Here is a 24,563-nt window from a genome sequence, read left to right as displayed (position 1 = left end):
CGCCCTAAATTTCTTTTCTCAGGTCTCCTCATGAACTGGAATAAACTCCTTATCGGTTCCCTGTTTGCCATCATGGCGCTTGGCGGCATGGGCGGCATGATGCTGGTCGGCTACAGCCTCATTGTGCATACCCACTAAGTTTGCGCTGCACGCGCTCTAGCAGGCGATCGCAAATCAACGCCAGCAGCGCCACCAGCAGCGCGCCCTGAATCACATAGGCGGTGTTAAAGCCGCTAAGACCGATTATCACCGGCGATCCCAGACTCTCCGCGCCCACCGTAGAGGCGATAGTTGCCGTGCCGATGTTGATCATCACCGAGGTTCGCACGCCCGCCATGATCACCGGTGCCGCCAGCGCCAGCTCAATCTGCCACAAGCGTCGCCACGGCCCCATGCCGAGGCCGACCGCGATTTCACGATTGCTGGCCGGTACGCTATCTAAACCTGCCAGCGTGCCCTGCAAAATCGGCAGCAAGCCGTAGATAAACAGCGCCATCACCGCGGGCGTGGCACCAAACCCCATCACTGGCACCGCAATCGCTAACACCGCAACCGGCGGAAAGGTTTGCCCGGCCGCCGCCACGGTTTCCAGCAGCGGACGAAAGGCGCGCCCGGCGTGACGTGTAGCAAACACCGCACAGCCAACGCCGACCAGCAACGCCAGCAGGCTGCCGCTGACCACCAACGCCAGATGCGCCAGCGCCAGCCGCCAGAAACTCTCCTGCTGATACAGCGGACGCTCGAGCTGTGGAAACCAGTGAGCAAACAGCGGACCGCTGTGCGGCAAGCCCCACAGCAGCAGCAGAAAGGCCGCCAGCAGCCAGTAGAGCGGATCGCGTAACAGCCGCATCAGCTCGCCTCCCGCTGGCGCAGCAGATCGCTGAAGTGCAGCACGCCCAGCGGCTGTTGCTGCTGATCGATCACCGGCAATTTATCGGTACGGCGCGCAATAAATTGCGACAGCGCTTCACGCAGCGTCAGCGATTCGGCAATCGGTTCGGCGTCCAGCCATTCACCGCGTCGCGCCGCGCTGCCCGCACGTCCCAGCGCCAGCAAACGCACGCCGAGCTCGCTGCGACCAAAGAACTCGCGGGCAAAGTCGTTCACCGGCTGCGTCAGCAGATCGATTGGCCTGCCCTGCTGCACGATTTCGCCGCCGTCCATCAGCACCAGCTGATCGGCCAGCGTCAGCGCTTCGTCGATGTCGTGCGTCACCAGCACCACGGTGCGACCGGACATTTTCTGAATGCGCAGCATCTCGTGTTGCAGCGCCAGACGGTTAACCGGATCGAGCGCACCGAAAGGTTCATCCATCAGCAGCAACTCGGGATCGGCCGCCAGCGCACGCGCCACGCCGACGCGCTGCTGCTGTCCGCCCGACAGCTGATGCGGCATGCGCGTCGCCAGATGGCTGTCGAGATTGAGCAGCACCAGCAGCTCCTCGACGCGTTGTTTGATCTTCGCCTGCGGCCAACCGAGCAGCGAGGGCACGGTGCCGATGTTCTTCGCTACGTTCCAGTGCGGAAACAGGCCAATCGACTGAATGGCATAACCGATGCGGCGGCGCAACGCGCGCGCATCCATGGTTTCGATGGCTTCTCCGGCAAAACGGATTTCGCCGCTGTCGTGCTCCACCAGCCGGTTGATCATCTTCAGCGTGGTCGATTTGCCCGAACCTGAGGTGCCAATCAGCACGGTAAAACTGCCCTTCTCAATCTTCAGCGACAGGTTACGTATCGCCTCTTTGCCAGCGAACACTTTGCTCACCTGGTGAAATTCAATCATGACGTCTCTCCAGCAGTGCCGACAGTAAACGCAGCAGCGCATCAAAAATCACCGCCAGCGCCACCACCGGAATCACGCCCAGCAGCACCAGATCCAGCGCGCTGCTCAGCAATCCCTGAAAAACAATGGCGCCGAATCCGCCCGCCCCAATCAGCGCCGCGACCACCGCCAGGCCCACGGTTTGCACCACTACCACGCGCAGCCCGGAGAGCCACACCGGCAGCGCCAGCGGCAGTTCGGCGTGCCAGAACTGTTGCCACGCGCTCATGCCCATGCCGCGCGCGGTTTCACGCACTTCCTGCGGCACCTGCTGCAAACCGGCCACCACGCTGCGCACCAGCGGCAGCAGCGCGTAGAGCACCAGCGCAATCAAGGCCGGTGCAATACCGATGCCGCTGATGCCCCAACGGGCCAGCAGCGGAAAATGCGCCACCAATCCCGCCAGCGGCGCAATCAGTAAACCGAACAGCGCCACCGACGGCACCGTTTGAATCAGGTTAAGCACGCTAAATGCGGCATTCTGCCAGCGCGGACGCCGCGCAATCGCCAGCCCGAGCGGCAATCCGATGATTACCGTCGGCAGCAGCGTGCCGCCCAGCAGCCACAAATGCTGCGTGAAGGCCGCATCAAACACCGCCGTGCGGTTGGCGTACTCTTTCAAAAGCGAGAGACGATCAAGATGACCGCTGAGTAACAGCGCCAACGGCAGCAGCCAGATTTGCAGGTTGAGCACAATGCGCCACGGGGTACTGCGAGTGATTTGCCGGACCGCTTCCGCCGCCAGCAGCAGCGCCAGCGCCGCCGCACACCACAAGCCGCTGCCAAACGCGGTGCGCGCCAGCGGGCTCCCGCTGTTCGCCAGTTGCGTGGCCTGTTGTCCGGCCAGCCAGATGAGTAAGGCCAGCAGCACTTCCGCCGCCAGCAGCACCGATATCGCGTGAATGCGGCGCGGCGGCCACCACAAGCTCTGCCACAGCCACAGCAACGGGATGAACAGCAGTATGCTGTTGGTCACCTGCCATAACGTCAGCGGCTGGCCAGAGACCAGCCGATTGGCGGCAAAGCTCAATAGCGGCAAGGCAAACAGCGCCAGCGTGATAAGCGCGATTAACACCAGCAGCACCGGCTGCTGGCGCGGTCGGAATAACAACGACGACACTGCTTACAGCAACTTATTGGTCTGTAGCCACTGTTTCGCGACCTGGCTGGCATCCTGACCATCCACCGCGATCTGCGCATTCAGCTGCTGCAGGGTTTTCTCATCCAGCTTGCTGAAGACCGGCTGCAGCCAATTGCCGATGTCCGGATATTGTTTGAGCACGCTTTCGCGGATCACCGGCGCAGGGGCATAAATCGGCTGCACGCCTTTCGGATCGCTCAGCGTCTGCAGGCCCAGCGCCGCTACCGGACCGTCGGTGCCGTACGCCATCGCCGCGTTCACGCCAGAGGTTTGCTGCGCCGCCGCTTTGATGGTCACGGCGGTGTCGCCACCGGCCAGCGACAGCAGCTGCGCCTGCTCCAGTTTGAAGTTGTAAGCTTTTTCAAACGCCGGTAAGGCATCGCTGCGTTCGATAAATTCCGCCGAGGCAGCCAGTTTGAAAGTGCCGCCTTTTTTCAGGTAAGCGCTGAGATCGTCCAGCGTGTTGAGGTTGTTCTTCTGCGCCACGTCGCCGCGCACCGCAATCGTCCAGGTATTGTTAGCTGGCGCGGGCGTCAGCCATACCAGATGATTTTTCTCGGCGTCGAGTTTTTTCACCTTCTCGTAGCCCTGCTGGGCGTTCTTCCACGCCGTGTCTTTCTCATCGTTGAAGAAAAATGCGCCGTTGCCGGTGTATTCCGGGTAGATATCCAGCTCACCGGCGGTGATCGCGCCGCGCACCACTTGCGTGGTACCGAGCTGGATTTTATTGACGGTTTTTACCCCATGTTTGTCCAGCACCTGCAGAATAATGTTGCCGAGCAGCGAGCCTTCGGTATCAATTTTGGAACCAACTTTCACCGGATCCGCCGCCTGCGCTGCACCCATGCTCATTGCCAATGCCATCATTCCCAATAAACCCTGCTTTATCATCCCGCTTCCCTCATTTGTTTTCATTGTGTGACTATCAAGCGTAGCCTGGCGAAAGGGGATAGGCGCGGTCAAGCGGCTTACTTCGTGCTTTTTTTGCTATCAATTACCTATCGGTTATAACCAAAACGCAGCACATATAACCAATTGGAATTTTCGATGTTAAGACGGCGGCTTATGCTCACAGTCCCACTCATTACAATAAATTACAAAACATCATGACCGACTTAGCTTCTCCGGCGCACGTCGCGCAGGCAGGGAATGTCCCCACCGGTGAGACCAAATGGATCCGCAGCGCGGCCGATGTCTCCGGGCTGGTGAACAACAGCAACGAATCACGCAGCAACGCGCGCATCGTCATCGCGATTGCGCTGGGCGGCGTGTTCCTTGACGCCTATGATCTCGGCGCATTGGCGTTTGGCATCAAAGACGTGACGCGTGAGTTCCAGCTGACGCCCGCAGGCACCGGCATGGTGGCATCGGCGATTACTTTCGGCGCGATTGTCGGGGCGCTGATTGGCGGCTACCTCACCGACAAAATCGGTCGCTATCGCGTGTTTATGGCCGACATGTTTTTCTTCGTGGTGGCAGCGTTAGCCTGTGCGTTCGCGCCAAACGAGTATGTGCTGGCCGGCGCGCGCTTTGTGATGGGACTGGGCGTCGGGATCGACTTACCGGTGGCGATGGCGTTTCTCGCCGAGTTTTCGAAGCTGCGCGGGCAAGGCAATAAGGCCGCCAGCGTGGCGATGTGGTGTCCGACATGGTACGCGGCGATCAGTATTTCCTACCTGCTGGTCCTGCTGCTGTATGCGGTGTTGCCCGAAAGCCACACCGATTGGCTGTGGCGTTTGATTCTGGGTTTTGGTGCGGTGCCTGCGCTGCTGATCATCGCTATTCGCAGCCGTTACATGAGTGAGTCGCCGATTTGGGCAGCCAATCAGGGCAACCTCACAGGCGCGGCGGAGATTCTGCGCAACTCTTACAACATCAACGCGCAGGTGGCGGATGACGCCGATCTGACGCCGCAGAAAGCGGTACGGAAAGCCAGCTGGCGCAACTACGGCGCGCTGCTGCAGGGCGTCTATCGTCGTCGTACCATTCTGGCAACCGTCACCTCCATCGCCTCGTCGTTTGCCTATAACGCGGTGGCGTTTGGCCTGCCGGTGATTATCTCCAGCTTCTTTGCGCAATCGATGCTGACCACCATTCTGGTGTCGCTGGCGCTGAATCTGCTGTTTGCTTTTGTCGGCGGCTTGCTGGCGGTGAGGCTGGTGCCGCGTCTCGGCGCGTGGAAGATGTCGGTGGCCGGTTACGCCTGTCAGTGCGTGGCGCTGCTGGGACTGGCGTTGATTGGTCGTCCGGAAGGCGGCGAACAGGCGGCGGTGGCGATTGCCATGCTGGCGCTGTTCCTGTTTGGTCAGGGCTTTGGTCCCGGCTCGCACACCATGACATTTGCCTCGCTAAGCTATCCGGCTTCGCTGCGCGGCGTGGGCGTCGGCTTCAACCAGACGCTGATGCGCGGCAGTTCCACCGTGTCGCTGTTCGCCTTCCCGCTGCTGGTGGCGGCGTTTGGTACCGGTGTGTTCTGGGTGATTTTCCTTGCGCCGCTGATTGGCTTACTGGCGCTGCTGACGATTCGCTGGGAGCCGTCGGGTTACGACGTGGATGCGGAAGATTTTCAGTGATGGATTAACAGAGGTCGCCATAAATGGCGACCTTCGTCTTTAAGCCGTCAGGCGAAACTCGCCCAGCGTGTTGGGAATGCGCGGGAAGGTATGCAAAAACCACGGCGTGAACTGCGCCGGATTCTCCTGCATCTCCTGCTGAATCTGCGCAATCGAGCGATAGCACCATGCATCCGCCTCTTCCGGGTTGAGGACCGGCTGCTCATCGCTGATGGCGAAGAACACGTGGCCATATTCATGCTCGGTTAAGCCGTTACTCAGCGGCAGGTTGTAGCTCAGCTCAAACACCGGCGTTAACGCAACATTCATGCCCATCTCTTCACGCAAACGGCGCTCGGCGGCATCGCGCGTGGATTCCTGCGGATAGGGATGACTGCAGCAGGTGTTACTCCACAATCCACCACAGTGATATTTAGTGCTGGCACGGCGTTGCAGCAGCACTTCATGGCGCGAATTGAACACGTAAACCGTCACCGCGCGATGCAGCAATCCTTTTTCATGCACTTCCAGCTTTTCCATTTTGCCGATAGGGCGATCGAGGTGGTCAACGAGAATAACTTCAATGGCGGGCATGACAACTCCTTCGGAAAATTCGCAGCTATTGTACACAACCTCCAAAGGGTTGATGGAGGAAATAGCGCACATTCCGTGCGTTAACGTGGGCACATTAAAGCGTAGCAGCCTGCGGAGAATTCAGCATAAAAAAGCGGGGAATGGCGTTAATAGAGAAGATGTGTGCGGTGTGTGAGAAGGCCGCCATGCATGGCGACCTTCTCCACAAAACTTACAGCTTAAAGCTTTGCACCACCTGCTCCAGCTGCACGCTTTGCTGCTGCATCGACTGCGCGGCGGCTGAAACCTGCTCGACCAGCGCGGCGTTCTGCTGAGTGCTGCCGTCCAGCTGGGTAATCGCCACGTTAACCTGATCGATGCCCATGCTCTGCTCGCGGCTCGCTGACATGATTTCGCTCATCAGCGTGGTCACGCTGCTGACGCCCTGCATCAGCTCATCCATGGTTTGCCCGGCCTGCTCCACCAGTTGGCTGCCGGTATCAATATTCGCTACCGACTCCTCAATCAGCTTCTTAATTTCACGCGCCGAGTTAGCCGAGCGCTGTGCCAGGTTGCGCACTTCTGATGCCACCACGGCAAAACCGCGCCCCTGTTCACCGGCGCGCGCCGCCTCTACCGCGGCGTTCAGCGCCAGGATGTTTGTCTGGAAGGCGATGCTGTCGATGACACTGATGATATCAACCACTTTGCGCGAAGAGTGATTAATCGCGCCCATGGTGGTGACCACCTGACGCACCACTTCGGTGCCGCGTGCCGCAACCTGCGACGCGCCATCCGCCAGCTGATTCGCATGCGTGGCGTTATCGGCGTTCTGACGTACCGTGCCGGTCAGCTCTTCCATCGATGCTGCCGTTTCAACAATCGAACTGGCCTGCGATTCGGTACGCGCCGAGAGATCGGCGTTGCCGCTGGCGATTTCACGCGAAGCCGCTGTAATCGCCAGCGCGCTGTCGCCCACCTGACGCATCAGGCCTTGCAGATAGGCGATGAATTGGTTGAAGCTCTGCGCCACGGCGTTGAATTCCGGGCTATTACTGGCGGGCAGACGCTGCGTCAAATCGGCACCGCCGGTCGATAAGGCTTCAATGTTGCTGTTCAGCACCGCGAGGCGTTTCATCATGGCGCGCACAAAGCCCAGCAGCACCAACAGCAGGATCACCGCCAGCGGAATCTGCACCAGACCCAGACGCGTCAACATGCTGTGAGTTTGCGCATCCAGCAAGCTCGACGGCACATCGCTGGCGAGATACCACGGGCTACCGGCAATCGCCTGCACAAACAGCGTGTGTTCGCCATCTTCACCTGCAAAGGTGGTTTGCGCGGGCTGGCTGCCCGCCTGCGCCAGCAGACCTTTTAACGCGGACGCCATCGGCAGCTGGGTATCGGCGAGGTTTTCCAGCTTCGGCGCACCATCCACCAGCGCGGCGTTACCGACCACTTTGCCGTCGGCTTCAACGATCAGTACGCGGCCCTGAATCGCCTCACCCATCTGTTTTGCCAGTTGGTTGAAGAAGCCGAGCGTCACGTCGATGGTCGCTACGCCCCATACGGTGCCATCGCGATAGATCGCCATCGCGCAGTTGGTACGTGGCTGCGGGCTGGCAGCATCCTGATAGGCTTTTGCCCATGCGCACTGGCCCTTCGGCGCGCTCAAACCATCTTTGTACCAGGATTGCTCCCAGTATTTGTCGGCGGCGTCCGAGTTCCAGTAAGTGTTGACCTGCAGCTGGTTACTGGCGTTGCGCGCAAAGAACGAACTGTCTTTCTCTTTGGCCGGATCGCGACGGTTCGGTAACGGCCAGATGCCACCGCCGAACACGTTACTGTCCTGATATTGGTTAACTAAGGCGGGCAGCAAGGTATCAATGGCTGCGCTGTCCATCACGCCTGCGGCTTCGGTAATGGCGCGCTGCTGTGCCTGTACGCGGTTCATCTGCTCGACGATGCGTCCGGCCAGGCCGTCCACTTCGTAACGCACCAGACGACTTTCATTTTCGGAGAGTTGCGGAGCGATAAACTGATTAATTACCAGCACGGTAACCAGCATCAGACCGGCAAAAAAGGCGACCAGCGTCGCGGTGAAACGGGATTGTGTTGTTTTGAACATTATGTGTGCCCTTACCCTGGTTGGCGAGTTGCCTGATCGAGGTTAACGGCGTGTTAATGGGGAACTTGAGGTGAGCACGATCACAAAGCAGTGAAATAGTTGATTTGGGTGATAATTTAAAATCGTAGGGTCGGCATCGATGCCGACCTGATTTACGGAGCGGGAGTTTCAACCACTTCCTGGCGCGGCCGGAACACATGATTATTGCCGTCCGCCAGCAAACGTTGCAGCAGCTGCTGCCCACCGCGATCGTCAGCCTGCGCAAACTGGCGTTCGGCTTCGGTAATTGGCGTGGACCACAGCAGATTCACGCGGTCGCCATCGCGTTTCGGCAGGCGGAATTGCGCCGCTTCGGGAGCGAGATCGTTGGCCAGCAGGAAGCTTTCAAAGCCAACCGGCGCCACTTCCGACGCCAGCGTATGCCCTTCGCCAATCCAGGTCAGGCGCGCCCACGGCAGATGGGCAAACTCAGCCAGCGCGCTCGCCATCTGCACCGCATTGGCTTCGGTCATCACTTCACCGTCCACCGCCATCGCCAGCTCGACGCGGCGATACTGCGGCGCCAGCTCGTCAAACAGGTGATCCACCTGCGGCATCGGACGGATCCCCATGCCAAGCGTCAGGAAATACCAAACGCCATTGTGCAAGTGCTGCGAAATCGCCATTGGCGGCCAGTTGCCTTGATCGATGGAGTAATATTTTACCGATTCGCCAAACTGCGCCTGATAACACTGCATCAGCTCGCGCTGCACCACATCCCACAAGTGTCCGTCGTGCCAGTCACGCCAGAAGTGACGCTGCTGTTCAGCGCGCGCGTAATAATCGTTGGTGGAGGCCGATCCCAGCGGTGCGGTCAGGCGATTCTCTTTGATGCAGGCAGCAGAAAAACTCACCTGCTTATCCTGATACAGGCTCCAGCCGGGGATCACCGCCAGCAGTTGACCGTAATACCACAGCGCGGCGCCGTCGTCGCTGGGCTCCCACAGCACCTGTAATCCGGCGGGATCGAGCATCGGCTCGGCTTCCAGCGTGCGGCAATACTCGGCACTGAGCAGCGGCGCAATGCCCTGCTCCATCGCTTCACGATCTTCCTGCGCGGGCGCAGGCAGCAGGTTACGCAGCCAGCAGCCGCGCACCGCGTATTGGCTGCGAAACAGGTCATTCGGCCAGATATAAAAATAGGCCGTACGCGCATCCTGCTCGACGATCGCGGTTAGTGTGTGTTGCTGATTCGGCACCTCAGCAATCAGAGGTTGGTGGGTCATAACGCCTCGATATTACCTGGAGGAATCCATTTTCCCCGAGAATAGAGCAGGATCGGCACTCGTGCCATGTGACACAAGGGTAAAACTCTCAAAGTGCCAGAGGGGAAAGATGAGTGCGGCTTATCAATTGCCGCTTAACACGCTGACAAGCTTCAGATTAATTTGCGATTCTTTTACCATTTCGCGTGATATGGTTTGCGCATTCACCTCTTTGGAGCTGCCATCATGGTGCTGCAAAACCTCGATCTGAACCTGCGTGACGTGGTTATTTTCGCGATGTTGGTGTGGCTGTTTATCCGTTATACATGGGTGATGACGTCGCTGACGCTATTGCTGAGCGGCGTGGCGTTGCTGGTGTTATTACCGCTTGATATCTATTACAGCCTGCTGCCGCTGGCGCTGATGGGACTCGGACTTGGCATGTTGCTGCACCATTATCAGCAACGTCAGCTGGCACTAAAACGTGAAGCGCGCACACCGCGCACCTACACGCAGAAAGAGGATGAGCTGCATTTGTAACGCTTAGCGGCCCATGCGCTGCATGGCGCGGGTATAAGCGCCGCGCTGAATCGACCAGCGCAGCAGCCCGGCAATCACCGCCATTTCCCGATCCACACGCCACTGCGTTAGCGGCCCAACTGGCTGCTGAATCTGCTGTTGTGCCCAGTCAGGCAACAATCCCATTCCCGCTTTCAGCATCACGCGCATTGCCGGTCTCGCCTGCCAGCTGGGTGCAGGCGCGTTAATCAGCAACTGCATCACCTCCAGCGTGCGCGCATCACAGAGCAACTCGGGCCGCATCAGTTGTAGATACGCCTCAACCGCCTGCACGCTTTTCGGCACCCGCTGTGCGCCAAGCGCCTCGGCAACTAATGCCGCTTCCTGATAGTAACGATCCTGATCGGCCAGGCTGAGCTGCGGATTTTTGTAGCGCAGATGCGCCGCCAGAAAACGGCTGGTTTCCGCGACGTGTACCCAGGTGAGCAGATGCGGATCGCTGGCGGCATACGGCTTGCCCGCGTTATCGACGCCGGTGACGCGTAGGTGAATCCGTTTGACGCGGTCGATGAGGATGTTGGCATCGGCGGTGTTACCGAAGGTGGTGACGGCGATAAACTGGCTGGTGCGACGCAGGCGGCCCATCATGTCCTGCCGGAAATTGGAGTGATCCCACACGCCCGCCAGCGCTGCCGGATGCAGCATCTGCAGCATTAAGGCGCTGATACCGCCGCACAGCATCGAGGGGAAGTCGCCATAGACGCGCCAGATTACGTGGTCCGGGCCAAATAAGCCTGGATCGCCAGGCGGTTGCGAGATGTCGAATTCGTTGAGTGACAGGCCGTTGAGGCGGAAGACTTGCTGTTGGATGCGTTCGCGGATGTTCATGGGTTTGTGCGCTCATTGGCCTGGTCGGCATGATGCCGACCCTACAAATCACCGAAGCATAACATGTAGGGTCAGCATTCATGCTGACCGAGCGAAAGAGCGCAACAATCTTACTTACAGATAATCAAACTGCGCATCCTGCGTGCGTACCGAATCCAGTCCAATCATCACGTTGATTTTGCCTGGCTCGGCAACCTGCTGCATCTTCTGGTTCCAGAATTTCAGCGCATCAACGTCGATCTTAAACTTCACGGTCTGCGATTCACCGGCTTTCAGCATGATGCGCTGGAAGCCGCGCAGCTCCTGCACCGGACGGCTAATGCTGGCGACCGGATCGTTGAGATAGAGCTGCACCACGGTTGCACCATCGCGTTTACCGCTATTGGTCACGGTCACTGACGCTTCCACCGAGCCGTTACGCGGCATAGTGCGTGACGACATCTTCACCGGCGACACCGTGAAGGTGGTGTAGCTCAGGCCGTAACCAAACGGATAAAGCGGACCGTTCACCGCATCGTAGTAGTGCGAGGTGTACTTGTTCGGCTTGGCGAAGTTGTAGGGACGACCGGTTGGCAAGTGGTTGTAGTAAATCGGAATCTGTCCCACCGAACGTGGGAAGGAGACCGGCAGCTTGCCCGACGGGTTGTAATCGCCGAACAGCACATCGGCGATCGCGTTACCGCCTTCGGTGCCGCTAAACCAGGTTTCCAGCATCGCATCGGCTTGCTGATCTTCCTTCACCACCGTCAGCGGACGGCCGTTCATCAGCACGATCACCAGCGGTTTGCCGGTGGCCTTCAGTGCGGCCAGCAGCTTCTGCTGACTTTCCGGGATCACCAAATCGCTGCGGCTGGAGGCTTCATGCGCCATGCCCTGCGCTTCACCCACGGCAGCCACCACCACATCAGCTTTTTTCGCCTGCGCTACCGCTTCGTCAATCAGCTCCTGGGGTGAACGCTTGTCCACGCTGACCGCCTGCTCATACAGATTGAGGAAGTCCTGAATGCCTTTGTTGTCGGTGATGTTAGCGCCTTTGGCGTACAGCACCGTGCCTTTGCCCGCCATCGCATTGCGCACGCCTTGCAGCAGCGGAATCGACTGTTTCGCCACGCCGGCGGCCGACCAGCTGCCCATGATGTCGCGCTGGCTATCCGCTAGCGGACCCACCAACGCAATGGTGGCGTCTTTCTTCAGCGGCAGCGTTTCGCGCCAGTTTTTCAGCAGCACAATGCTTTTACGCGCCACGTCACGCGCTTCGGCGCGATGCAAACGGCTTTCCGCATTGGTGTCCTGCGGATCACTCTCTTTCGGCCCTAAATGACTGTAAGGATCGTTAAACAAGCCCATGTCATATTTGACGTTCAGCACATGGCGCGCGGCATCGTCCACTTCCGCCATGCTCACCGCGCCGCTCTTCACCAGGCCCGGCAGATATTTGCTGTAGTACTCGTCGCTCATGCTCATGTCGATGCCTGATTTCATCGCAATGCGCACCGCATCCTGTGGATCTCTGGCCACGCCGTGTTTAATCAGTTCTTTAATCGCACCGTGATCGCTAATGGTGATGCCTTTGAACTTCCAGTCGCCGCGCAGGATGTCTTTCAGCAGCCAACTGTCTGCTGTGGCCGGTGTGCCATTCAATGAGTTAAGCGCCACCATTACGCCACCGCTGCCCGCATCCAATGAGGCTTTATACGGCGGCAGATAATCCTGGAACAGGCGCTGCGGGCTCATGTCGACGGTGTTGTAATCTCGTCCGCCTTCCACTGCGCCATAGGCCGCGAAGTGCTTCACGCTGGTCATGATCGAGTAGCGATCCGCCGCGCTTTTGCCCTGCATGGCTTTCACCATGCTGCTGCCCATTTGCGCGCTGAGGAAGGTGTCTTCACCAAAGCCTTCCGAGCCGCGTCCCCAACGGGGTTCGCGGGACACATCAACCATCGGCGCCCACGTCATGTTGAGGCCGTCATCCGCGGCTTCATAAGCAGAGACGCGTCCCACCTCGGCGATGGCATCCAGATCCCAGCTTGCCGCCAGGCCAAGTGGAATCGGGAAAATGGTGCGCTGACCGTGCACCACGTCATAGGCGAAGAACAGCGGAATTTTCAGGCGGCTGAGCTGCATCACCTGATCCTGCATGGCGCGGATATCCTGACGCGTCACGGTGTTAAAAATTGCCCCGACCTGACCGTGCTGAATCATGTCGCGAATCGCCGATTTTGGCGTATCCGGTCCTACGCTGATCAAACGCATCTGCCCGATTTTTTCATCAAGGGTCATTTTGCTGAGCAGCTGATTCACAAAGGCGTCGCGCGCCTGTTCAGTCATCGGATGTGGGCCAAACAGATCGTCCGCGAAAGCGGGTTGCATGGCTAAGGAGACAGCGAGGCTAACAGAGTAAATCCATTTCATCAGGTCGGGTTCTCTTAAGTGACTGCGCAATATCGAAATAACCGGGGCAGTTTGCCACAAGATGAGGATAGCAGGTAGCCGCCATGTCACACCGCGCTCCTGTCGCTGGCGCATGCTACAGTAAAAGCGCCATGTTAAAGACAAGGATAGGCCAATGAATAACAACACTTCGCACCCTACTCTGCTCGCCGAACTGCGTCGTCTGGTCGGATCGTCGAACCTGTTAACCGACGCGGAACAGACCGCGCGCTACCGTAAAGGTTTTCGCTCGGGCGAAGGCGAAGCGCTGGCGGTGATTTTCCCCGGTTCGCTGCTTGAGCTGTGGCGTGCGTTGCAGGCGCTGGTGAGCGCCGATGCGATCATTTTGATGCAGGCCGCCAACACCGGCCTGACCGAAGGTTCCACGCCAAACGGCAACGATTACGATCGTCCAGTGGTGGTCATCAGCACCTTGCGTCTGGATAAGTTGCAGCTGATCGACAACGGCAAACAGATCCTCGCCTTCCCCGGCAGCACGCTGTATCAGCTGGAAAAAGCGCTGAAGCCGCTTGGCCGCGAGCCGCATTCGGTGATCGGTTCCTCCTGCATTGGCGCCTCGGTGATGGGCGGGATTTGTAATAACTCGGGTGGATCGCTGATCAAACGCGGTCCGGCCTACAGCGAAATGGCGCTGTTTGCGCAGATTGATGCCAGCGGCAAACTCAAGCTGGTGAACCATCTCGGCATCGATCTCGGCCATTCGCCGGAAGAGATGTTGGGTCGGCTGGATGACGATCGCTGGCAGCAGAGCGATGTGCGCTGGGATGAACGCCACGCCTCGGATCATGAATACGCCGAACGCGTGCGCGATATCCATGCAGAGACGCCAGCGCGCTTCAACGCCGATGAGCGTCGCCTGTTTGAAGCCTCCGGCTGCGCCGGTAAGCTGGCGGTGTTTGCCGTGCGTCTGGATACTTTCCCCACCGAACCGCAGCAGCAGGTGTTCTACATCGGCACTAATAATCCGGCGGAACTGGGCGATATTCGCCGCCATATACTGGCGGAATTTACCCATCTGCCGGTGGCGGGCGAATATATGCACCGCGACATTTTCGACATCGCCGAGGTGTACGGCAAAGATACTTTCGTGATGATTGATAAACTCGGCACCGACAAAATGCCGCTGTTTTTCACCCTGAAAGGCCGCGTGGATGCCTGGCTGGGCAAGCTGAACTGGGTGAAACCGCATCTCACCGATCGTTTATTGCAGCGCGTCAGCAGCTGGCTACCGGCGCATCTGCCTAAACGCCTGAAGCAGTATCGCGACAAATATGAGCATCACCTGATGCTGAAGATGTCCGGCGACGGCGTCGCCGAAGCGCAGGCCTATCTGACCGAATATTTCCGCGAAGGCGGCGGCGCGTTCTTCGCCTGTGACGCCAAAGAGGGCGCGCACGCGTTCCTGCATCGCTTTGCCGCCGCCGGAGCTGCGGTGCGCTATCACGCGGTGCATGCCGATGAAGTGGAAGACATTCTGGCGCTGGATATCGCGCTGCGTCGTAATGATGAAGCGTGGTTTGAACGCCTGCCGGCCGAGTTCGATAACGATCTGAGCCATCGTCTCTACTACGGCCACTTCTTCTGCCACGTCTTCCATCAGGATTACATCGTGAAAAAAGGCGTGGATGCGCATGCGTTAAAAGAGAAGATGCTGGCGATTTTAGCCGCGCGCGGCGCCGAGTATCCGGCCGAGCATAACGTGGGCCATCTGTATCAGGCGAAACCGCAGCTGCAGGCGTTTTATCAGCAGCTCGATCCCACCAACAGTTTTAATCCAGGAATTGGGAAAACCAGTAAGCAGAAGGGTTGGGCGGTCATAAAATAAACAACGATGTGGCCGTGTGTTAGGCCCCATCTTTTCCGATCCGTAGCGGCGCAATTAATTGCGTTGTTTTGACCTTTTCATCGCAGTCAAATTGCGCGATAAATCGCGCCGCTACAGTGGTGCAATCACGTCATTATGGCAACGGATCGCTTTGCTGATCTTGTGCTGCGGCCACGGCGCGGCGCTCGATGATCATGGTCTGCGGCGTCGATAGCATAATGCCCTCTTTGCGCAGACGCGTCAGAATATCGAACAGCAGATCGCTCTTGGCACCGGAAATCTGGCGTTGGCCGGCAACGTTGCCGGTGACGCTCAACACGATACCCGCTGGCGTCAAATCTTTGAACGACACGGACGGCTCCGGCGTCTCCAGAATACGTTCGTTCTCCTGATACACTTCCAGCAGAATTTCACGCACCCGCACCGGATCGATATCCAGCGGGAACGTCAGCAAGATGGTGACCACGCCCTGCGCATTACCCATGGTGGCGTTACGCACGTTCTGAGAAATAAACTGCGAGTTCGGCACAATCACCGTTGATTTGTCGCCGAGCTGAATTTCGGTGGCGCGCACGTTAATACGACGGATATCCCCTTCAATGCCGCTGATGCTCACCAGATCGCCCACTTTCACCGGACGCTCGGTCAACAGAATCAGGCCGGAAATAAAGTTCTTCACAATCTCCTGTAAGCCGAAACCGATACCGACCGACAAGGCGCTCACAATCCACGCCAGTTTGTTCCACTGCAGGCCCATAATCGACAGCGTCAGCAGGATAATCAGCACGTAACCGATATTGCTAAACAGCGTCACCAGCGACACGCGCATGCCGACGTCCATGGTGGTTTTGGGCAGGAAATCTTTATCCAGCCAGCGACGCACCGAACGCAGCACGTAAATGCCCACCACCAGACAGAGAATCGCGTTCACCATGTGTGCCGGCACAATGTTCAGCGACTCCAGCCCTTTGCCGCCCCAGAACTCAATCACCTTCTGGATCAGCTCAATCGGCGTTGATGAGGCAAAGGTGCCGTTCAGCAGTGCCAGCGCCAGAATGGCAATCAGCACGGTTTTACCCAGCGCGCTGAGCAGCGTCGCCGCCTGTTGCAGGTAACGCTCATCAATATTCAGCGTGGTTTGCAGGCGCTTGCCGGTGGCATTGCTGGTGGAGAACAGGCTTTCGCAGCCGTCATTCACCAGATGGCTGAGGAAGTAGAACGAACCAAACAAAATGCCGCACCAAATCACTTCATAGCTCAGGAAGCGCGCCAGCGTGACGTAACCGATGATCAGTGAAATCAGGATGCCGAGCGCCGTCAGCATCAGCGCCAGCTGCACCAATCCCACCAACGTTGAACGCGCTTCAGGCTGCTGACCTTCCTGCACCATGCGGCGGCGTACGCGGTTGATGCGCATGCCGATCGCCAGTCCGGTACTGCCAATCAGCAGCGCGGTCAAGCCGTTAGCAAAAATGGTGGTATTCAGGCTGGTGCCGACGCTGTAGTTGAAGGCTTCCACCGTCTGGAAAATAAACACCAGCGCCGCAGTGAACGGCGGGAACGGCTTCAGGGCTTGCGCGACTTCGTTGGAGATGGCCGGCAAACGCCAGCTTGGGCGACGTGTGGAGAGGAACGCGCGGCCTAAACCGGCAATCAAGCCGCAATAGACGCTGAGCTGCACCAGCCGATCAACAAAATCCTGCACATCACCCGAGACTTCATCACGGCGCGTAAAGGCCAGCGCGATGAAGTTAAAGGTGATCACCACCGCGGCCAGCGTGGTGAGCGCGGTGGTGGCGGCGAGGAAGCTGCGACGTAAGCGCCCTTCCGGCATTTTATGAATGCTGACCCAGGCAAAGAACTCTTCGCTGTAGCGACGGCCCAGCGTCATCACCAGCATCGCGGCAAACAGCCAGGCCACGGTGCCGAAACGCCAGCCAGATTCCCACGACAGCGCGGCGGTGTCCTGCAATTCAGTAATGAACTCGCTGATCTTCTCGCCATCAAGATCCTGACTGCTAACCAGCGGCGCCCAGAAGCGCGGGCCAAGGATACTGCCAGAGTTCAGCGCCAGCTGGCTTTTCAGCTGGTCACGACGCAGGTTGACGATCTGCGATGACAGCACCAGCGCACCGTTTTTGATGCCATCGGCTTGTTTGATCTGATCGTCCAGCTTGGCTTTCTGGCTCTCCAACGCCGCACGTTTGCGCGTCACTTCAGGCGTCTCTTTCACGCCGCTGTCGGCTTTCGGTGCCGGGCCAAGAACCGCCAATTGCGCATCCAATTGCTGGCCCTGCGGGATCAACGCCTGGCCGAGGGTTTCGGCATTACCGGAAAGCTCCAGCGCCATCTCATTAAGCTGGTTGAGCTGGCTTTCATTGGTATCGCCCGAGACCTGGCCTTTAATTTTGTCGAGAATTTTCTGCATCTTAGGCAGCTCGACCGAGGCATTCACCTTGGGTGCGGCGTCCTCTGCCTGATCGTTGGGCGGCGTATCTGCGGCCACGCTCAGCGTGGGAGCTAACAGCACAAGCAGCAGTAAAAACGGGGTAAACAGATGACGAAACTTGAACATATGAATGAGATTCCAGCGTAATAACAGCCGATAAACGCAAGTGCGATCGTGAATGGCGGCTAGTTTAAGACGTTGCCGACACTGAAACTATAGGAATGAAGGTGTAAAACTTTGGCGCTAACGATAAGCGTTTTTGCAGATGAGCTTAACAACACAACGCACAATCTGTAGCGGCGTAATCTATTGCGCATCCTGCAGAATCTGCAATGGGCAATAGATTGCGCCGCTACGGTATGTGCGTGCTTTAAATCCAGTTATTCATTATTCGCGGTCAAACCTGACTTCTGCTTCTTATACGCCAGCGCAGCGGCCGGAACCGGTGCGGCTTTGCCGGTTTCCAGCCAGTCGCGCAGGCGGTTGGCATCGGCGAAATGGGTATATTTACCAAAGGCATCCAGCACCACCAGCGCCACCGGACGGTTGTTGATCACCGTGCGCATCACCAGACAGTGCCCGGCTTCATCGGTATAACCGGTTTTGGTCAGCTGGATGCGCCAGTCGTTTTTGTACACCAGATGATTGGTGTTACGGAACGGCAGCGCGTAGCTCGGATGTTTGAATACGGCGGTGTCTTCTTTGGTGGTGCTCAGTTCGCCAATGAGCGGGTACTGTCGCGTGGCTTTCAACAGCTTGACCAGATCTTCCGCGCTGGAAACGTTCTGAATCGACAGGCCCGTCGGCTCGACATAGCGCGTGTGCGTCATGCCAAGTGAGCGTGCTTTGGCGTTCATGGCGCGAATAAACGCATCGTAACCGCCCGGATAGTGATGCGCCAGGCTGGCGGCAGCGCGGTTTTCTGAGGACATCAGCGCCAGTAGCAGCATGTTGCGGCGGCTGATTTCGCTGTTCAGTTTGACGCGGGAGAACACGCCGCGCATCTCAGCAGTATGGCTGATATCCACCGACAGCATTTCATCCATCGGCAGTTTGGCATCCAACACCACCATCGCCGTCATCACTTTGGTGAGTGAGGCGATCGGACGTACGCGGTTAGGATGGCTGGAAAACAGCACTTTGTTGTTTTCCAGATCGACAATCATGGCACTGCCGGAGGCGATTTGCGGTTGGGCAATCGGCGCCAGGTTTGCGAGTGCCGCCGGCGCAGCGAGCGCGGGCGTTATAGCGGCTGGCGCGGCGACAAACAGCGCCAGCGACAGCAAGGAAATACGCATTTTTGCAGACATCGTGTCAAAAAAATCCGGTCAGGAGTTTTGCGCTGTGTTGAGACACAGGCCGCCCGCAACAATCCAGACGGGATGCGGGCTGGCAGCAGTATCATACGCACTTACCTGAGAAATTTCTTATTGAGATTGTTTCCGGGCGTTAAAAAGGTCGCCATGAATGACGTGATGCTCGTCAATTAAGATATGAAAATCCCTGATTAACGAAAGCACAGCTTGTAGCGGCGCAATTCATTGCGCGATAAATCGCGCCGCTACGGAAGGTGCGGTGATTTGATACGGCGCTTACCTGATCGGCACTACGCCTTAGATGCCGACCAGGCTTTCCTCAGAACAACCGTGGCCCGTAACCCCACAGAACCACCGTCAGCGCCAGCAGCACTTCAAACACCAGCACACCAATCGCCAATGTCGATCCGGAGAAGCGCAAGCTCTCATCACGGTCGATGCTCAGGAACACCGGGATGCCGACGTAAAGCAGATAACCGGTGTAAACCAGCGCCATCGCGCCCACCAGCACGCACAGCCACACCAGCGGATAGAGCGCCACCAGCCCGCTGAGGAACAGCGGCGTGGCCACATACCCGGCAAACACCGTACAGCGCTGCAAGCTGGGACGCTGCGGATAGTTACGCGCCATCCAGTGGATCACGCGGCCCATTACCGCCACGCCGCCGAGGATAATCAGATAGAACAGAATGCCGAGACCGATACCGGTCAGTAGATTGAGTTGTACGAACTGCCCTTCGCCCAGATTCCAGCCCAGCTGCGTGGTACCGATAAAGGCGCAGATCACCGGGATCGCCGCCATTAGCAGAACATGATGGGTGTAATGGTGCGAAACGCTCTCATTTTCCTGTTTAATATCGCGCATTTCCTGACCTGGATGCGCCAGTAAACCCCAGACATGATTCATACATTTACTCCTTTGCTGCGATGGGCTGCCCTTACAGCCAACGGCCTGATCAACGGAGGCAGCGTTAGCTCAAGTATAATCGTCGTCGCCGTTTTTGCGGGGCGCCACACAAATTAAGCCGCTGGTATACACTAATAGCGATTTCACACTTTGCAGGGAGGATAATTTGCATCTCGATATCAATGGATTAATCACCCAATACGGTTATCTGGCGCTGCTGATTGGTTGTATTGCCGAAGGGGAAACGTTCACGTTGTTAGGCGGTGTGGCGGCGCATGAAGGCTTATTGCACTTCAGCGGCGTGGTGCTGGCGGCGATGATCGGCGGCATTATTGGCGATCAGCTGCTGTTCTGGCTGGGACGCCGTTATGGCACGCGCATTTTGCGCCGTTTCAGTAAACATCAGGAAACAATTGGTAAGGCTAAGCGGCTAATTCAAAAACACCCGAGCCTGTTCGTGATTGGCGTGCGCTTTATGTACGGCTTCCGCATTGTCGGGCCGATCATTATTGGCACCAGCCGCCTCAAGCCGCTGCGTTTCTTCATTCTGAACGTGATTGGTGCGGCGCTGTGGGCGCTGATCTTTGTCTCGCTTGGCTACTTTGCCGGACAGATTGTCGCGCCGTGGCTGCACAAGATCGATCAGCACCTCAAGCCGCTGTTGTGGCTGGCGGCGGCGGTGATTTTTGGCATCGTCTTGCGTTACATCATTCGCCACTGGAATCACCGCCGCGCCGGTTGATTACGAGTGGTACCCCTTAAACTGCGGATTGGCCAACATAAAACCACCGTCGACAATAAACGATTGTCCGGTGGTATAAGTTGCCCACTCCGAACAGAGCCACGCCACTAAACTCGCCACTTCACGCGTATCGCCGGGACGCCCAATCGGGATTTCCGGCATACGTCGTCCTTGCTGGTCATCTTTCATATCGTTCATCGCCGTGGCAATTGCGCCCGGTGCGACCGCGTTCACCAGAATATGGTGCGGTAAAAGACTCAACGCCATCGATTTGGTCAAGCCGCCGAGCGCATGTTTGGCAGCGGTATAGGCGGTGGCATCCGGCAGCGGCGTGTGTTCATGCACCGACGTAATGTTGATGATGCGTCCGCCGTCGCCCTGATCAACCATATGGCGCGCGGCAATCTGCCCGCAAAGAAACGCGCCATCGACATCCACGTTGAACACTTTGCGCCAATCCTCAAAGGTGACATCGAGAAAGTCGGCTTTGGTCATCACGCCGGCATTACACACCAATACGTCAATGCGCCCCAGCGAGTTGATCAGCTGCGTCAGTTGCTGAGCGCCGGCTTGCGGATCGGAGAGATCTACCTGCCGCACCTGCGCCTGCTGTCCACGACTTTCCACCATGCGCGCGGTTTCCTGGGCGCCCTCTTCATCCGAACTCCAGGTGATGCCCAGCGTATAACCCGCTTCAGCCAGCATCACCGCACAGCTGCGGCCAATGCCTGAACTGGATCCGGTAACCACAGCGACTTTCTGTTTTCCTAAGCTCATAACATTCTCCTGATTGAGGGTGTCTTTACAGTATAGAAGTTATCCTTCTGTGCCTCGGGGCCGCCGAATCTGCCGTTTCGTCTATAGTTAACAATTACCTACGGCAAAGGGGGCACGATGAGCGAGATTAAACGCAGAATAGACGACCATGGCGTGATTGGTGATTTACGCACCTGCGCACTGATTGCTAACGATGGCACCATCGATTATCTCTGCTGGCCGGCGCTCGATAGCCCGTCGGTTTTCGCCGCGCTACTGGACAGCGATGAGGCCGGCCTGTTCTCACTCGCGCCGGACTGGAAAAATGCCCGCCAGCAACAGCTCTATTTACCGGATACCAATATTCTGCAAACCCGCTGGCTGGATGACGCGGGCGTGGCAGAGATCACCGATTACATGCCGATCTGCGATGAGCAGAGCAAAGTGCCGCGTATCGTGCGCCGCGTAAAGATGGTACGCGGCACCGCCACCTTTCATCTGCTGTGTGCGCCACGCCACGACTACGCGCGTGCCGAAACCACCACCGAACTGCGGCCCGGCGGTATCGCCTTCCTTGCGTCGGGGCAACCGGCGTTGCGCCTCAGCGCTTCGGTGGTGATGACGCGCGAGAATCACAGCGCGGTGGCGGAATTCACTCTGAAAGCCGGGGAAACCGCTGAGTTTGTCTTTGGTAACGATGACGATCCTAACGTGGCCACCATCGCCACCGAGCACTGTTTCCACGACACGCTGGAGTACTGGCGACGCTGGAGCAGCCACAGTTCCTACCGCGGCCGCTGGCAGGAGATGGTGACGCGTTCAGCGCTGGCGCTGAAGTTACTCACTTCGCATCAGCACGGTTCCATCGCCGCCGCCGCTACTTTCGGCTTACCCGAAGAGTTGGGCGGCGAGCGCAACTGGGATTATCGCGCCTCGTGGATCCGCGATGCCTCATTCAGCATGTACGCGCTGATGCGCCTCGGCTACACCGAAGAAGCGCGCGACTTTACCAAATGGGTCGGCCGCTGCGTCGAGCACAGCCACGACGACACGCCGCATCTGCAAGTGATGTATCGCCTCGACAGCGGCACCGAGCTGCACGAAACCGAGTTGCTCAATCTTTCCGGCTACGCCAATTCACGTCCGGTGCGCATCGGCAATGATGCCTGGCGCCAGACGCAGCTCGATATTTACGGCGAGTTGATGGATGCCATCTACCTCGCCAATAAATATGGCGAGGCAATTTCGCATCGCGGCTGGAAGTACGTCTCCGATATGATCGATTACGTCTGCGTGAACTGGAATCAGCCCGATGCCGGGATCTGGGAGATGCGCGGCGAGCCGGAACATTTCCTGCATTCACGCCTGATGTGTTGGGTCGCGCTCGATCGCGCACTGCGCCTTGGCCTGAAACGTTCGCTGCCGATGCCGTACGACCGCTGGGATAAGGTGCGCAGCGAGATCCGCGACGATATCTGGCAGAACTTCTGGAACCCGGAGCTGGGCCATTTCACCGCGACGCGCGGCGGTAATTTCCTGGATGCTTCGATGCTGCTGATGCCGCTGGTGCGCTTTGTCAGCTCCACCGATCCCGACTGGATTTCGACGCTGGACGCGATTAAAACGCATCTGGTGAGCGACGGTTTAGTCCGACGCTATAACATTCACGAGACGCCTGCCGATGCTTTAACCGGCGGAGAAGGATCTTTCGGTGCCTGCTCATTCTGGTATGTGGAGTGTCTGGCGCGAGCGGGTCGCGTACATGAGGCGCATTTTGAGTTTGAAAAGCTGCTGAGTTACGCCAATCCGCTTGGTTTGTACGCCGAAGAGTTCACTTCACACGGCGAAGCGTTGGGTAACATGCCGCAGGCGTTGACGCATCTGGCGTTAATCAGTGCCGCTTTTTTCCTCAATCGCAAACTGAGTAATGAAGTGACGCTGTGGCAGCCGTGAAAATTCACATTTTGGGCTGCGGATCGACGGGAATTGTAGGGTAAAGACAAGGAATTGCGTAAAGTATATGCAGCCAGTAAAAATCCTGATTTCCATCAATGCGCCAATGCACATATAATGCGCAGCGGGTCATACTGACCACGATGGATTCGACACACTGACAAGCCTGAAACATGGCCATAACGACTTGAAAAACATGAAAATGAGCATTCGCGCGTTCGCTTCACTCGCCCTCGCACTGGCGGCGTTCAGCCAGTCGGCATTTGCAGTAGTCTATCCGCTGCCGCCGGCTAACAGCCGTCTGATCGGCGAAAACATTGAAATCACTGTCCCTGATGACAGCAAACTTCCGCTGGAAGCCTTTGCTGCACAGTATCAGATGGGCCTCAGCAATATGCTGGAAGCCAATCCGGGCGTTGACGTTTATCTGCCAAAAGCTGGCACTAAAATGATCATCCCACAGCAGCTGATTCTGCCTGACGCGCCGCGTGAAGGCATCGTGATCAACAGCGCTGAGATGCGTCTTTACTACTACCCGAAAGGCACCAAGACCGTGGTCGTGCTGCCAATCGGTATCGGCGAGCTGGGTAAAGATACGCCGGTCAACTGGACGACCAAGGTTGAACGTAAGAAAGATGGCCCAACCTGGACGCCAACCAAAGCGATGCACGCAGAATATGCGGCACGCGGCGAGAGCATTCCTGCGGTGTTCCCGGCGGGTCCGGATAACCCGATGGGCCTGCACGCGCTCTATATCGGCCGCCTGTATGCGATTCACGGCACTAACGCCAACTTCGGTATCGGCCTGCGCGTAAGCCACGGCTGTGTGCGTCTGCGTGCTGACGACATCAAATGGCTGTTCGACAACGTGCCAGTTGGCACCCGCGTACAGTTCATCGATCAGCCGGTGAAAGCCACCGTTGAGCCAGATGGTTCGCGCTACGTGGAAGTACACAATCCGCTATCGACCACCGAAGAGCAGTTCAATTCACGCGAAGTGGTGCCGATCAACCTGACTTCCGCTGTGACCAAAGTGATTGCCGATGCCAGCACCAACCAGGATGCGGTCAACAACGCTATCCAGGCGCGTAACGGTATGCCGATCAAAATCAACGGTCCAACTGGCGAAGTGCAGCCAGCACCGGTGCCGGTTCAGGAGTCTTCTGACGCATTGCCGAAAGAAGAGCCAATGACGCCGCAAGGTATCAACGGCGCAGCGCCAGCAGCGCAGCCGGCCACCAGCCTGTAATCGCGAGTTAAGACGCGCAATAAATTGCGCCGCTACAGATACATGC

Annotated in this window: 19 protein-coding genes; 6 read left to right on the top strand and 13 right to left on the bottom strand. The window is 57.8% G+C overall.

Annotation, left to right across the window (positions count from 1 at the left end):
• Positions 1 to 118: 118 nt before the first annotated feature.
• The 4 genes from P6287_RS06290 to P6287_RS06275 are packed head-to-tail and all read right to left on the bottom strand — an operon-like array spanning position 119 to position 3,856.
• Positions 119 to 850 (bottom strand): ABC transporter permease, encoded by a 732-nt coding sequence (locus P6287_RS06290; protein WP_277974672.1) that lies wholly within the window; start codon positions 848 to 850, stop codon positions 119 to 121.
• Entirely contained in the window at positions 850 to 1,785 is a 936-nt protein-coding gene (locus P6287_RS06285) for an ABC transporter ATP-binding protein (RefSeq protein WP_277974671.1), read from the bottom strand. The genes P6287_RS06290 and P6287_RS06285 overlap by 1 nt, the downstream gene beginning before the upstream one ends.
• A complete protein-coding gene (locus P6287_RS06280) occupies positions 1,778 to 2,944 on the bottom strand; it encodes an ABC transporter permease (RefSeq protein WP_101763147.1) in 1,167 nt (388 codons plus the stop codon). Before P6287_RS06280 ends, P6287_RS06285 begins: the two co-directional genes overlap by 8 nt.
• Positions 2,945 to 2,947: 3 nt before the next feature.
• The gene (locus P6287_RS06275; RefSeq protein ID WP_101763148.1) at positions 2,948 to 3,856 is read right to left on the bottom strand and encodes an ABC transporter substrate-binding protein; all 909 of its coding nucleotides are present in this window, start codon (positions 3,854 to 3,856) and stop codon (positions 2,948 to 2,950) included.
• Between the two features lie 215 nt (positions 3,857 to 4,071).
• Between P6287_RS06275 and P6287_RS06270 the strand changes: the two genes are divergently transcribed.
• Positions 4,072 to 5,538, top strand: coding sequence for an MFS transporter (locus tag P6287_RS06270; protein ID WP_277974670.1), 1,467 nt, complete (start codon positions 4,072 to 4,074; stop codon positions 5,536 to 5,538).
• 39 nt (positions 5,539 to 5,577) lie between these two features.
• Here the strand turns inward: P6287_RS06270 and idi are convergent, their stop codons facing one another.
• From idi to P6287_RS06255, 3 genes are all read right to left on the bottom strand, one after another.
• A complete protein-coding gene (idi, locus tag P6287_RS06265) occupies positions 5,578 to 6,111 on the bottom strand; it encodes an isopentenyl-diphosphate Delta-isomerase (RefSeq protein ID WP_101763150.1) in 534 nt (177 codons plus the stop codon).
• Positions 6,112 to 6,322: 211 nt separating this feature from the next.
• Positions 6,323 to 8,218 (bottom strand): methyl-accepting chemotaxis protein, encoded by a 1,896-nt coding sequence (locus P6287_RS06260; protein ID WP_192236589.1) that lies wholly within the window; start codon positions 8,216 to 8,218, stop codon positions 6,323 to 6,325.
• Between the two features lie 152 nt (positions 8,219 to 8,370).
• Entirely contained in the window at positions 8,371 to 9,483 is a 1,113-nt protein-coding gene (locus P6287_RS06255; RefSeq protein WP_008102641.1) for a suppressor of fused domain protein, read from the bottom strand.
• A 225-nt stretch (positions 9,484 to 9,708) separates the two neighbouring features.
• On the opposite strand from P6287_RS06255, the gene P6287_RS06250 reads away from it, so the two are divergent.
• Positions 9,709 to 10,002, top strand: a complete 294-nt coding sequence (locus P6287_RS06250; protein WP_277974669.1) for a hypothetical protein — start codon at positions 9,709 to 9,711, stop codon at positions 10,000 to 10,002.
• Between the two features lie 3 nt (positions 10,003 to 10,005).
• Here P6287_RS06250 and P6287_RS06245 read toward each other — a convergent pair whose 3' ends face one another.
• The gene (locus P6287_RS06245) at positions 10,006 to 10,869 is read right to left on the bottom strand and encodes an oxygenase MpaB family protein (protein WP_277974668.1); all 864 of its coding nucleotides are present in this window, start codon (positions 10,867 to 10,869) and stop codon (positions 10,006 to 10,008) included.
• Between the two features lie 114 nt (positions 10,870 to 10,983).
• Positions 10,984 to 13,281: a beta-glucosidase BglX gene (bglX, locus tag P6287_RS06240; protein ID WP_277974667.1), complete on the bottom strand. Its 2,298-nt coding sequence runs from the start codon at positions 13,279 to 13,281 to the stop codon at positions 10,984 to 10,986.
• A 154-nt stretch (positions 13,282 to 13,435) separates the two neighbouring features.
• Between bglX and dld the strand changes: the two genes are divergently transcribed.
• Positions 13,436 to 15,145, top strand: a complete 1,710-nt coding sequence (dld, locus tag P6287_RS06235) for a D-lactate dehydrogenase (protein WP_277974666.1) — start codon at positions 13,436 to 13,438, stop codon at positions 15,143 to 15,145.
• 133 nt (positions 15,146 to 15,278) lie between these two features.
• Here dld and P6287_RS06230 read toward each other — a convergent pair whose 3' ends face one another.
• From P6287_RS06230 to P6287_RS06220, 3 genes are all read right to left on the bottom strand, one after another.
• Positions 15,279 to 17,720, bottom strand: a complete 2,442-nt coding sequence (locus tag P6287_RS06230; protein ID WP_101763157.1) for a DUF3772 domain-containing protein — start codon at positions 17,718 to 17,720, stop codon at positions 15,279 to 15,281.
• A gap of 254 nt (positions 17,721 to 17,974) precedes the next feature.
• Positions 17,975 to 18,904 carry a D-alanyl-D-alanine endopeptidase gene (gene pbpG / locus P6287_RS06225; protein ID WP_137385419.1) on the bottom strand — a complete coding sequence of 310 codons (930 nt, stop codon included), beginning with the start codon at positions 18,902 to 18,904 and terminating at the stop codon, positions 17,975 to 17,977.
• Positions 18,905 to 19,229: 325 nt separating this feature from the next.
• Positions 19,230 to 19,817 (bottom strand): Yip1 family protein, encoded by a 588-nt coding sequence (locus P6287_RS06220; protein WP_101763159.1) that lies wholly within the window; start codon positions 19,815 to 19,817, stop codon positions 19,230 to 19,232.
• A gap of 166 nt (positions 19,818 to 19,983) precedes the next feature.
• On the opposite strand from P6287_RS06220, the gene P6287_RS06215 reads away from it, so the two are divergent.
• Complete coding sequence (locus P6287_RS06215) at positions 19,984 to 20,559, top strand: DedA family protein (RefSeq protein ID WP_110865775.1); 576 nt, start codon at positions 19,984 to 19,986, stop codon at positions 20,557 to 20,559.
• Here the strand turns inward: P6287_RS06215 and P6287_RS06210 are convergent, their stop codons facing one another.
• A complete protein-coding gene (locus P6287_RS06210) occupies positions 20,560 to 21,336 on the bottom strand; it encodes an SDR family oxidoreductase (RefSeq protein WP_110865774.1) in 777 nt (258 codons plus the stop codon).
• A 117-nt stretch (positions 21,337 to 21,453) separates the two neighbouring features.
• On the opposite strand from P6287_RS06210, the gene P6287_RS06205 reads away from it, so the two are divergent.
• A complete protein-coding gene (locus P6287_RS06205; protein WP_101763162.1) occupies positions 21,454 to 23,268 on the top strand; it encodes a glycoside hydrolase family 15 protein in 1,815 nt (604 codons plus the stop codon).
• A 196-nt stretch (positions 23,269 to 23,464) separates the two neighbouring features.
• Positions 23,465 to 24,517, top strand: coding sequence for a L,D-transpeptidase family protein (locus tag P6287_RS06200; RefSeq protein ID WP_110865773.1), 1,053 nt, complete (start codon positions 23,465 to 23,467; stop codon positions 24,515 to 24,517).
• The last annotated feature ends 46 nt before the right edge of the window (positions 24,518 to 24,563 follow it).

Origin of the sequence: Pantoea sp. X85 (genome assembly GCF_029623675.1) — a bacterium.
In the GTDB taxonomy this organism is placed as follows: domain Bacteria; phylum Pseudomonadota; class Gammaproteobacteria; order Enterobacterales; family Enterobacteriaceae; genus Pantoea; species Pantoea leporis.
The sequence above is the reverse complement of the archived record's forward strand: the minus strand, read 5'-3'. Positions and strand labels throughout refer to the sequence as shown.

What these genes read in the sequence shown, in the direction of transcription:
- P6287_RS06290 (WP_277974672.1), bottom strand. Translation starts at nt 850, where the DNA reads ATGCGGCTGTTACGCGATCCGCTCTACTGGCTGCTGGCGGCCTTTCTG.
- P6287_RS06285 (WP_277974671.1), bottom strand. Translation starts at nt 1,785, where the DNA reads ATGATTGAATTTCACCAGGTGAGCAAAGTGTTCGCTGGCAAAGAGGCG.
- P6287_RS06275 (WP_101763148.1), bottom strand. Translation starts at nt 3,856, where the DNA reads ATGATAAAGCAGGGTTTATTGGGAATGATGGCATTGGCAATGAGCATG.
- P6287_RS06270 (WP_277974670.1), top strand. Translation starts at nt 4,072, where the DNA reads ATGACCGACTTAGCTTCTCCGGCGCACGTCGCGCAGGCAGGGAATGTC.
- idi (WP_101763150.1), bottom strand. Translation starts at nt 6,111, where the DNA reads ATGCCCGCCATTGAAGTTATTCTCGTTGACCACCTCGATCGCCCTATC.
- P6287_RS06260 (WP_192236589.1), bottom strand. Translation starts at nt 8,218, where the DNA reads ATGTTCAAAACAACACAATCCCGTTTCACCGCGACGCTGGTCGCCTTT.
- P6287_RS06255 (WP_008102641.1), bottom strand. Translation starts at nt 9,483, where the DNA reads ATGACCCACCAACCTCTGATTGCTGAGGTGCCGAATCAGCAACACACA.
- P6287_RS06250 (WP_277974669.1), top strand. Translation starts at nt 9,709, where the DNA reads ATGGTGCTGCAAAACCTCGATCTGAACCTGCGTGACGTGGTTATTTTC.
- P6287_RS06245 (WP_277974668.1), bottom strand. Translation starts at nt 10,869, where the DNA reads ATGAACATCCGCGAACGCATCCAACAGCAAGTCTTCCGCCTCAACGGC.
- bglX (WP_277974667.1), bottom strand. Translation starts at nt 13,281, where the DNA reads ATGAAATGGATTTACTCTGTTAGCCTCGCTGTCTCCTTAGCCATGCAA.
- dld (WP_277974666.1), top strand. Translation starts at nt 13,436, where the DNA reads ATGAATAACAACACTTCGCACCCTACTCTGCTCGCCGAACTGCGTCGT.
- P6287_RS06230 (WP_101763157.1), bottom strand. Translation starts at nt 17,720, where the DNA reads ATGTTCAAGTTTCGTCATCTGTTTACCCCGTTTTTACTGCTGCTTGTG.
- pbpG (WP_137385419.1), bottom strand. Translation starts at nt 18,904, where the DNA reads ATGTCTGCAAAAATGCGTATTTCCTTGCTGTCGCTGGCGCTGTTTGTC.
- P6287_RS06220 (WP_101763159.1), bottom strand. Translation starts at nt 19,817, where the DNA reads ATGAATCATGTCTGGGGTTTACTGGCGCATCCAGGTCAGGAAATGCGC.
- P6287_RS06210 (WP_110865774.1), bottom strand. Translation starts at nt 21,336, where the DNA reads ATGAGCTTAGGAAAACAGAAAGTCGCTGTGGTTACCGGATCCAGTTCA.
- P6287_RS06205 (WP_101763162.1), top strand. Translation starts at nt 21,454, where the DNA reads ATGAGCGAGATTAAACGCAGAATAGACGACCATGGCGTGATTGGTGAT.
- P6287_RS06200 (WP_110865773.1), top strand. Translation starts at nt 23,465, where the DNA reads ATGAAAATGAGCATTCGCGCGTTCGCTTCACTCGCCCTCGCACTGGCG.